General features: G+C 63.5%; 10 protein-coding genes and 1 pseudogene. 4 read left to right on the top strand and 7 right to left on the bottom strand.

Annotation, left to right across the window (positions count from 1 at the left end; genetic code table 11):
* Together ABNS06_RS06880 and ABNS06_RS06885 are read left to right on the top strand one after the other, a co-directional pair.
* Positions 1–380: pseudogene (locus tag ABNS06_RS06880) on the top strand (beta-ketoacyl-ACP synthase); the annotation flags it as partial.
* Positions 381–402: 22 nt separating this feature from the next.
* Positions 403–846 (top strand): excinuclease ABC subunit A, encoded by a 444-nt coding sequence (locus ABNS06_RS06885; RefSeq protein ID WP_348673440.1) that lies wholly within the window; start codon positions 403–405, stop codon positions 844–846.
* Here ABNS06_RS06885 and ABNS06_RS06890 read toward each other — a convergent pair.
* The gene (locus ABNS06_RS06890; protein ID WP_348673441.1) at positions 833–1,834 is read right to left on the bottom strand and encodes a hypothetical protein; all 1,002 of its coding nucleotides are present in this window, start codon (positions 1,832–1,834) and stop codon (positions 833–835) included. The genes ABNS06_RS06885 and ABNS06_RS06890 overlap by 14 nt on opposite strands.
* Before the next feature lie 164 nt (positions 1,835–1,998).
* On the opposite strand from ABNS06_RS06890, the gene ABNS06_RS06895 reads away from it, so the two are divergent.
* Positions 1,999–2,850 carry a lipid A biosynthesis acyltransferase gene (locus ABNS06_RS06895; protein ID WP_348673442.1) on the top strand — a complete coding sequence of 284 codons (852 nt, stop codon included), beginning with the start codon at positions 1,999–2,001 and terminating at the stop codon, positions 2,848–2,850.
* Here ABNS06_RS06895 and ABNS06_RS06900 read toward each other — a convergent pair.
* The 5 genes from ABNS06_RS06900 to ABNS06_RS06920 all read right to left on the bottom strand — a co-directional run bounded on the left by ABNS06_RS06900 (position 2,819) and on the right by ABNS06_RS06920 (position 6,992).
* Positions 2,819–3,601 carry a glycosyltransferase family 2 protein gene (locus tag ABNS06_RS06900; protein ID WP_348673443.1) on the bottom strand — a complete coding sequence of 261 codons (783 nt, stop codon included), beginning with the start codon at positions 3,599–3,601 and terminating at the stop codon, positions 2,819–2,821. The genes ABNS06_RS06895 and ABNS06_RS06900 overlap by 32 nt on opposite strands.
* 4 nt (positions 3,602–3,605) lie before the next feature.
* Entirely contained in the window at positions 3,606–3,956 is a 351-nt protein-coding gene (locus ABNS06_RS06905; protein WP_348673444.1) for a hypothetical protein, read from the bottom strand.
* Positions 3,957–3,967: 11 nt separating this feature from the next.
* Positions 3,968–4,300 carry an acyl carrier protein gene (locus tag ABNS06_RS06910; RefSeq protein WP_348673446.1) on the bottom strand — a complete coding sequence of 111 codons (333 nt, stop codon included), beginning with the start codon at positions 4,298–4,300 and terminating at the stop codon, positions 3,968–3,970.
* A 160-nt stretch (positions 4,301–4,460) separates the two neighbouring features.
* Entirely contained in the window at positions 4,461–5,279 is an 819-nt protein-coding gene (locus tag ABNS06_RS06915; RefSeq protein ID WP_348673447.1) for a hypothetical protein, read from the bottom strand.
* Between the two features lie 69 nt (positions 5,280–5,348).
* Positions 5,349–6,992 carry an NAD(P)/FAD-dependent oxidoreductase gene (locus ABNS06_RS06920; protein WP_348673448.1) on the bottom strand — a complete coding sequence of 548 codons (1,644 nt, stop codon included), beginning with the start codon at positions 6,990–6,992 and terminating at the stop codon, positions 5,349–5,351.
* Positions 6,993–7,074: 82 nt separating this feature from the next.
* On the opposite strand from ABNS06_RS06920, the gene ABNS06_RS06925 reads away from it, so the two are divergent.
* On the top strand, positions 7,075–7,671 hold the full coding sequence (locus tag ABNS06_RS06925; RefSeq protein WP_348673450.1) for a pyridoxamine 5'-phosphate oxidase family protein: 597 nt from the start codon (positions 7,075–7,077) through the stop codon (positions 7,669–7,671).
* Positions 7,672–7,715: 44 nt separating this feature from the next.
* On the opposite strand, the gene ABNS06_RS06930 is transcribed toward ABNS06_RS06925, so the two are convergent.
* Entirely contained in the window at positions 7,716–8,084 is a 369-nt protein-coding gene (locus ABNS06_RS06930; protein WP_348673452.1) for a DUF3192 domain-containing protein, read from the bottom strand.
* Between the last annotated feature and the right edge of the window lie 322 nt (positions 8,085–8,406).

An 8,406-nucleotide genomic window follows, 5' to 3' on the forward strand; every position in this document is an offset into this window, starting at 1 on the left:
CGATCGAGGATGCCGGCATTTCGGCCGGCGACATCGGGTTCGTCTGCGCGCATGGCACCGCGACCGATCACGGGGACGTGGCCGAAAGTCACGCGACCGCCGAGGTGCTCGGCTTCAAGCCTTTCGCGTCGTACAAGGGCCACATGGGGCACACGCTGGGCGCATGCGGCTCGCTGGAATCCTGGTTCGCGATCGAGATGATGAACCGGGGACATTTCGATCCCACGCTGAACCTGAAAAATCCGGATCCGGCCTGCGGAGATGTGGACTACGTCATGAATGAAAGTCGGAATATCGATACCGAGTACGTCATGAACAACAACTTCGCTTTTGGGGGGGTGAACAGTTCGCTAGTATTTCGGCGGTGGAATTCCGATTGACCGAACAGGGAGTTCAAACCTCATGAAAAAACAGTTTCTGACCGTTGTGATTGCCGTGCTGACAGCGTTGCCGGTTGGCGTTTCACAGGCGCGCGATGATCATCTGACCTTTCCGCTGGCCGATTTTTTCGCACGAGATGACGTGAAAGAACGCCTGGGCGACGAAATCAAATTCTACTTTGGCGAGCAGGGTCACCCGGCGGTTGCGTCCAGGATGGGTGAATTCCAGTCCAACAAGAAGACCAACGCATTCAACAAGACGGACCAGGAAGCCTGTGAGTGGGCTCTTTTTTCCGCGATGTTGTCCTTGCGTGATCGTGCCGTTCAGCTTGGCGGGGATGCTGTGGTCAATATCACCAGCAACTATCGCAACTCACCGCTTTCTTCCGAAACCGAGTACATGTGCGGAGCCGGAGGCTTTGTTGCCGGCGTGACGATGAAGGGCGAAGTCGTCAAGTTCGAATAGCGGTCCCGCCGGCCGTGGCGGCATGCCGTTCCACCTTGGCGGTCGCCAGCGGCCACACGCCCTCGATTTCCAGTAGCAGGTCGCGGCGACAAATCTCCCCGTACAGCGGAATGATCGGCGTGTTCGCCCCCCATTCCTGCCGTATGCGGGCGGTTACTTCGTCGACGGGTACCGAGGGCCGGGCGTAGACCCGCAGCGAGGAGGGTGCCGCCGCCGTGCCGGCCAGCCGGGTCAGGCTGGTCAGGTTGCGGAAGGTTTCCTCGAGCTGACGTTGCCAGTCGCCCTCGTGCTGCGTTTCGTGGCCAACGATACTGGCGGTACCGGACACGATCAGGGTTCCCTCGGTGTTTGCGGGGCCGACCTTGGCGGCCCGGGCGAAGGAGGGGCTCGCCGGTCCGTACTGGCGCGGGTAACGATACGCGCTGATCTGGCGCGGGTTCTCGATCGGTTTGCCGGGTTCGGATCCGGCGATGAACATCAGGAACACCTGGTCCGCCGCGCAGCCGATGGCGGTGGCGGGCGGCAGCGCGCGATCCGGCAGCGAGGATTCGCGCAATGCGCGTTGCCGGCCCAGACTGAAGCGACGATAGCGCTCGCTGTCGCCTTCACCGGTATTGATGCGGGAAAAGTAGTTCCACACCCGCCAGAGTTGCCGGTGCTCATGCTGATCCAGCCACGTGAGCAGCTGGCTGTAAGCCTGATAGGCAAGGGTCTCGAGATCCTCGCCGTTGTCGGCGAGAATCAGCGTGCCGACCGTTTCATCGGGGCTTTGCGCGTACAGGATGTCGCCGCTGCGACCGGTGGTGACCTCGCCCGCGTTGCTGACCCACACTTCCCTGAGTGCCGCGCTGGTGTCCAGCGGCGTGATGATCCGGCGGGGGTCCGTCGGACGATGGCCAGGTGCCGCGTCGAAATCGACCACCGCCAGCACGTCGGTCCGGTCGAGCAACTGTTGGCTGTTGAGGCTGGAGGTTTGGACGGTCAGCATGAAGGGTGGTGCCGCCATGTCGGCTGTCGACCGTCCGGCCCATGAGGCCGGAAGCCGACATCCGTCGTGCGGAATGTCGAAGCAACCATGAGTGGACAGGGTATCGCGTGAGCGACCAGTGGAAATCTTACCAAGAGCGGGGGAGCGGCTTCTGGATTCGGGCCGTGTTCTGGCTCGGCCTTCGTCTGGGGCGTCCGCTCACTCGATGCGTGCTGTGGCCGATTGTCGCGTATTTCCTGCTGACCGGACAGGGCGCCCGCCGGGCTTCCCGTGGATTTCTGGCTGTTGCGCTGGGGCGCCCGGCGAGGCTGGCTGATCTGTGGCGGCATTTTTTCTATTTTGCGTCCACGATTCTTGATCGCCTTTACTTCTACGCTGGTCGCACCCGCGCGCTGGATGTCACCGTCCATGGCGCGGAGCTGTTTGATCCCATTCTGCGCTCGGGGCGCGGTGCGCTGTTGCTGAGTGCCCATTTCGGGAGTTTCGATGCCATGCGGGCCGCGGCCGAGCAGCGCGAGGATGCGCTGTCGCTGCGCATCCTCATGGACTTGTCGCATAGCCGAACGCTCAACGCGGCGTTGCGGGCGGTCAATCCGGAATTTCTGGAGGCGATCATCGATTCCTCCGAGGCTGATCACGAGCTGGCGCTGAGGATTCGCGACGCGGTCGACGACGGCGACATCGTCGGCCTGATGGCGGATCGGGTGAACAACGTCCGCGAGCGGACCGTGCAGGGCAGTCTGCTGGGCCATCCGGTGCAGTTGCCGGCCACGCCGTGGCTGTTGGCGGCCGTGCTACGGACGCCGGTGATTCTGGGGCTTTGTACCTACGAGGGGGGCAACCGCTACAACGTTCATTTCGAACAGCTGCATCCTGGCGGCCAGGCGATCGGGTCGCGCCAGCGGGCGGCGTTTGTGGCCCGGCAGGCGCAGGCCTATCTGGATCACATCGAGCGGCATGTTCGCCGCAACCCGTTCAACTGGTTCAATTTTTACGATTACTGGACCAGGGCCTGATCGGCGGCCCGAAGCCGCAGCGTCTCCAAAGCATGACCAGGAACAGACGCGCATGCATCAGCGAGATGCGCGCGTTGTCGCGCAGCATCCGGAAGTGCGAGACGCCGTCGTCTGGATATCGAACCCGCGTCGGAACATTGATGACGCGAACCCCATCCCAGTACGCGTGGACGAGGATATCGGTGTCGAATTCCATGCGATTGCCGATGCGGGCCTCGCGCATCAGCCGGCTGGTCGACGCGACCGGATAGATGCGAAAGCCACACATCGAGTCCCGAATCTGCATGGACATCGTATTGATCCATACCCAGACATGGGTGAGATAACGTCCGTACAGCCTGACCCTGGGCACGCTTTCGTCGTAGATCGGCACGCCGGTGATCACCGCATCGGGATGGGCGCGCGCCTCGTCGAGCAGGCGGGGGACATCTTCCGGGTCGTGCTGACCGTCGGCATCGATCTGGATCACGTGGGTGAATCCGGCCTGCTCGGCGCACAGCAGGCCTTGCCGGAACGCCGCGCCCTTGCCGCTATTGCGTTGCAGGCGCTGGAGCCGGATGGATTCGGGATCGGTGTGGTGCAGAGCGTCGAGGACATCGGCACAACGCCGGTCGCTGCCATCGTCCACCAGCCAGCACACCAGGCCGTGGCGGCGTAGCCGGTCGACGACGCCCGTGATCGCGTCACCATGGTTGAACACCGGGATCACGAAACAGGGCCGAAAGGCCGATGTGGCGGGGTGGTCCGGCATCGGTTCAGCGCCAGTTGATCCGGCCGCTGGCGCAGAGCGTCTCCCGCCTTGCGTAGCTGAACCGGGTCGATCCGCCTGCTGCATTGTCGACGAGTTCCAGCATGACATCGTCATCGGGGCCGAGTACGTGATGAAACTTGAGATTGGCGATGCTGGCGACTGACGGCCGATGGCCGAAAGCGCGGCAGGCGCGCTCGATGGCCCAGTGGGTCAGCGCCACGCCCGGCACGATGGGTGCGCCGGTGAAGTGGCCGGAGAAATAGGTCAGATCGGCGGGAATCCGCAATTCGTAGGCGCATGAATCGCCGTTCTGGCGATGGGCGAGCTCAACCGGCTCGGTCGGCGCGGCGATCATCGCATGACCGCTCAGGCGCTGATCATCTCGTCAACGGCGTCGACGATATCCTGCACGGTGCGCACGCTCTTGAACTGTTCAGGTTCCACCGCCTTGCCGGTGATTTCCTTCAGGCGGACGACCAGGTCGACGGCATCGATGCTGTCGATATCCAGATCTTCGTACAGGCGTGCTTCTGGAGTGACTTTCTCGGGCTCGATTTCGAACAGTTCTTCAAAGAGTTCCCGCAGTGTTGAAAGGATGTCTTGTTGGGATTTCATCGGTGTTCTGAAGGGGGCGGTCGGCACGGGGCGAAAGCCCGCAAACACGAATGTGGGTCGAAAGAAGCCGGAAGCGCGAAGCATTGCTGCACGAGCCCATTCCCTTGCCTGTGGCCGAACCGCGCGCGCCCAACGGGCTCACATTGTACTGGTGAACAAGGTTCGGCGTAAGTTGGCGGCCGTGTCTCGCGGTCCCGGGTTGCCGTGGTGTTCCAGTATTTCAGGGGCGCCCTTACGGGATGGGCTAGCCGGGCTGTCCTTCGGGCGGTGGGCTTTCGCTGAAGATGGCGCTGAAGACCTCGCCGGCGGCGGGCGCCCAGACAGCCCACTTGTGGCCCCCGGGCCGCTCCAGATATTGGGATGCGGGGATGACTTCGGCAATTTGCTCCGCGGCCAGGTGAAATTTGTCCTTGCGGCCGCAGATCAGCCAGACCCGCTCGGCCTGTTCCGGTTGCTCGGCGAACTGCTTGAGCATGCGCCATACCTCGTAGGGCACGTCATCCGGATGCACAACCGAAGGTTCGGGGCCGGGCTCCCATTGCCGCAGGCCACCGGATTCGGCGATTCGCTCGGCGAGCTCGTCCCGGCCGGTAAACGGGGCCATGAGCACCAGGCCTGTCAGCGCGCCGGGATGTTCGCGCTCGTAGAGCAGCGTTCCGAACCCTCCCAGTGATGCTCCGGCCATCCAGATATCGGCATGGCCGGTGGCGCGTGCCGGATCGATGATTTCCGTCTGCAGACGTTCCAGCAGGCTGCGGTCCATGTAGTAGCCGAAACTGGCGGCCGCGAGGGTCACCGTCGCATCCGCATTGGCATCCTGCACGCTGTCGACGATACCGGAGGCCCGAAGGCTCTCCATGTCATCGTGGATGCCCGGGAGCACGATGACCAGCGGGCCGTCGGTCTTGCCGCTTGGTGCCGGGAACGTCGCGGTGGGAATCGGGCCGTCCGGCAGCGTCCTGGCGACCAGACAGGCCGCAAGCACCACGCAGGTCAGAAGCAGGCCGAGCAGGCCGAAGCGGATGGGGTGGCGTTTGACCATGGCGGGTACACGGATTCTCATCCGGGCCGTCCGGGGCGGGTTCGTGTCCATCGTACCGTGCCCATCAGGGCAGAAGGTCCGTGGCGGACATCAGGCGGGGCTGCTCTCCGTTTCGGCGGCGGGTACCGGTGGTTCCCACTCCTTGAGCAACTTCCATAGCTTTTTCTGCTGCAAACCGAGCATCGCACCGGTGGTGAGCACGCCGCCCATCAGCGCACCGCCCACGCCCGCGGTGACGACGTCCTGTCCCGTGAGGTAGAGGTTTTTCACCGGTGTCACCGGGTGCAGCCACCGCTGGCGGAATCGTTCGGGATCGTGGTCCAGGCCGTAGATCTCGCCCTGTCCGTAGAAGTTAAACCATTCGGTCGACAGCGGTGTGGACAGCTCCTGGTAGTCCAGGGCGTCACGCAGTTGAGGCATGTGCTGGAACAGCACCTCGAGCAGACGCTCGGTCAGTTGCGCCTTGAATGTTTCGTAGTCCTCCCCGCGCTGGTTCCATGTGGTGTCGCGCCATTGTTCGAACCATTCGTAGGGACCCAGCGAGATCACCTCGACGGTGCTCTTGTCGGGATAGTGGTTGACCCAGTCCGGGTCCTTGGCCGACGGGAAGGAGATGTAGACCAGCGGCAGCGGCTGGCTCTGGTCGGCCTCGTAACGCGCGAGATTGTCCTCATGCGCGGGACTGGGGTAAATCCACAGGTTGGTCCGCGGCAGGCCCAGTTCCTTCGCCGTGCCCTTGAAGCCCGCGTAGAGGCAGATGTGCGACGCCGATGGTTTCACGGACTTGAGCTTCTGCGGGTAGCCGTGGCGGATGCGCTCGGCCTCCGGGAGCAGTTTCTCGAAGGTGTTGCTGGCGCCTGCATCACTTACCACGCGACCAGCACGGATTTCGTGGCCGTCCTTCATGCGGACACCGACGGCCCGTCCGTGCTCGACGAGAATCTGTTCGACCTCGGCGTAGGTGAAGACCTCGCCGCCGCCAGCGCGGATGACCGGCACGATGGTGTCGGCGATCTTCCAGGAGCCACCGACCGGATAGCAGCCGCCGCTGAAATAATGCTTCACCACCGAGGCATGCATCAGAAAGGTCGCCTCGGCGGGCGGCATGCCGTAGTCGCCCCACTGGCCGGTCAGCACGCCGATCAGTTCCTGGTTGTCGGTCAGCGACTCCAGCACCTCCCGGGTGGTCATCATGCATTCCCTGGGAACGCGGTGTTCGCGCACCATGCGGTAGAGACGATCCATGCTGGGGGAGAGCGCCTGCCCCATGAAGAAATTGCGCATCGATCCGGCGACGCGGCGGACCAGGTCGACATAGTCGTCGATGGCCTGCGCGTCGGCGGGGAAACGCGCCTTCAGGTCTTCGGCGAAGCGCTCCCGGCCCACGCGAAAGTCATAGTGGCGATCGCCGATAATGATGCGGTCGTAGGTCTCGTCCATCTCCGCCCATTGCAGCTGACCGTCGCTGATGACGTCGAAGATGCGGCGCAGGGGCGAATGGGGTTTGTGCACCTCGCCGATGTAGTGGACGCCGACATCCCACTCGTAGCCGTTGCGCTCGTAGGTGTGGGTAAAGCCACCGGCGGTGTAATGCTGTTCCAGCACGCAGACGCGCTGGCCCAGCCGGCTGAGCAATGCGGCATTGGCCAGACCGCCAATGCCCGAGCCGATGACGATCACGTCATACGAATCATCGACGCGCTTGGGTCGGTACCGCCGTCCGACTCGTTTCATGGTGTCCGCTCCAACTTGTTGTCTGTTTCCGTGGGCCCGATCATAGCGGCAGGCTACAGGGTGGGCGTACACGGAGTGGAACATGAGTGATCAGCCTCGCGACGTGGCGGACCTGGTCCGCCTGCTGGCGCGCCTGCGTGGCGACGCCGAGAGTTCCGGCGAGCCGGACGTGGACACGGCCGTGCTGGCGACCGTCGGATCGGATGGTCGTCCGGGTGCACGCACCATCAACCTGCACATCACCGCGGATGACCAGTTGCTGTTCTTCACCAGTCGCCGCTCCGGCAAGGGACTGTCGGAATCCAGCGATACGCCCGTGTCGTTGTGCATCTACTGGAAGGCCTCCCGCGTGCAGGTGACGCTGGGCGCCATTGCGCACGAGCTGCCGGAAGACGAGGCGGATGCGGTCTGGAGCGGCCGGGACCGGGAGCGTCAGCTGCTCGCCTACGTGTCGTCGCTGCATCCCGACGCGGAGCCCGAAGCCTTTGCGCAGGCGGTGGAGCGCACGCGCGATGCCATGAGTTTCGATCGGGTGCCAAGGCCGGACGACTGGGCGGCCTATGTGCTGAGTCTGGAGCGCGTGGTGATCTGGCGGGCTGCCTGGGCGCATGCCGGGCGGCGGCACATCTACACGATCGAGGACGGCGTCGTCACCGTCGACGACGCGCCCGGTTTGTGAGGATGACCGGAGCCTGCTCCGGTCATCCCGCTGTCAGCCCGGGTCTAGCGCAGGCGCAGCACCGCTTCTTCGCCCACGCCGACCAAGCGGCCGTCGAGAAAGACCAGCGGCGTCGTCTCGTCACGGCTGGTGTCGCCGTCCGATTCGGCGCGATGGGTGCGATAGCGCAGGATGCGGTATTCGCCGTCCTTGCCGGTGAACACGTCGGTGAAGTCCGGCGTGCCGAGGTGCGTCACCACCGCTGAAGACGGCGTGCCCATGGAGATGGTCGCGATGTACTCGCGATTGTTGCGTTCCTGGGCCCGAACGCTGGTGTAGTGGTTGTCGTCGTGGCCATCGCCGCCGATGCTCAGAACGCAGCCGGAGGTCATCAGCAGGCCCAGGGCCGCGGCGGGAAGAATCAGAGCTTTCATGGTGTCTCGCTGAGTCAGGGTTCCGCCTCCTGGAGCATGCCGCGTGCCAGATTGGTGAATCTTTCAAAAACAATGAGTTGGAAGGGTTTGCCCGCTGACTTCACCCTGCTGACCTCCGGTTGTCGGTCAATTTCGCTGAGATTCGGTTAAATTCACGGTGGCTTCGCTGCTAGGGAAACACTGATTCATTCACGCCGCCAAGTTGCCGCCTGAAAACAGGCCATGCGGCGTTGCTCGTCGTTCATTTGGAATGACCAAACCTCGCTCCTCGCGTCTTGCCTGGCCTAATTTCAGGCAGCAACTTGGCGGTGGGAATGAATCA

Origin of the sequence: uncultured Abyssibacter sp. (assembly GCF_964000955.1) — a bacterium.
Taxonomy (GTDB): Bacteria; Pseudomonadota; Gammaproteobacteria; order Nevskiales; family OUC007; genus Abyssibacter.

What these genes read in the sequence shown, in the direction of transcription:
- ABNS06_RS06910 (WP_348673446.1), bottom strand. Translation starts at nt 4,300, where the DNA reads ATGCTTCGCGCTTCCGGCTTCTTTCGACCCACATTCGTGTTTGCGGGC.
- ABNS06_RS06885 (WP_348673440.1), top strand. Translation starts at nt 403, where the DNA reads ATGAAAAAACAGTTTCTGACCGTTGTGATTGCCGTGCTGACAGCGTTG.
- ABNS06_RS06915 (WP_348673447.1), bottom strand. Translation starts at nt 5,279, where the DNA reads ATGAGAATCCGTGTACCCGCCATGGTCAAACGCCACCCCATCCGCTTC.
- ABNS06_RS06905 (WP_348673444.1), bottom strand. Translation starts at nt 3,956, where the DNA reads ATGATCGCCGCGCCGACCGAGCCGGTTGAGCTCGCCCATCGCCAGAAC.
- ABNS06_RS06925 (WP_348673450.1), top strand. Translation starts at nt 7,075, where the DNA reads ATGAGTGATCAGCCTCGCGACGTGGCGGACCTGGTCCGCCTGCTGGCG.
- ABNS06_RS06930 (WP_348673452.1), bottom strand. Translation starts at nt 8,084, where the DNA reads ATGAAAGCTCTGATTCTTCCCGCCGCGGCCCTGGGCCTGCTGATGACC.
- ABNS06_RS06920 (WP_348673448.1), bottom strand. Translation starts at nt 6,992, where the DNA reads ATGAAACGAGTCGGACGGCGGTACCGACCCAAGCGCGTCGATGATTCG.
- ABNS06_RS06900 (WP_348673443.1), bottom strand. Translation starts at nt 3,601, where the DNA reads ATGCCGGACCACCCCGCCACATCGGCCTTTCGGCCCTGTTTCGTGATC.
- ABNS06_RS06890 (WP_348673441.1), bottom strand. Translation starts at nt 1,834, where the DNA reads ATGCTGACCGTCCAAACCTCCAGCCTCAACAGCCAACAGTTGCTCGAC.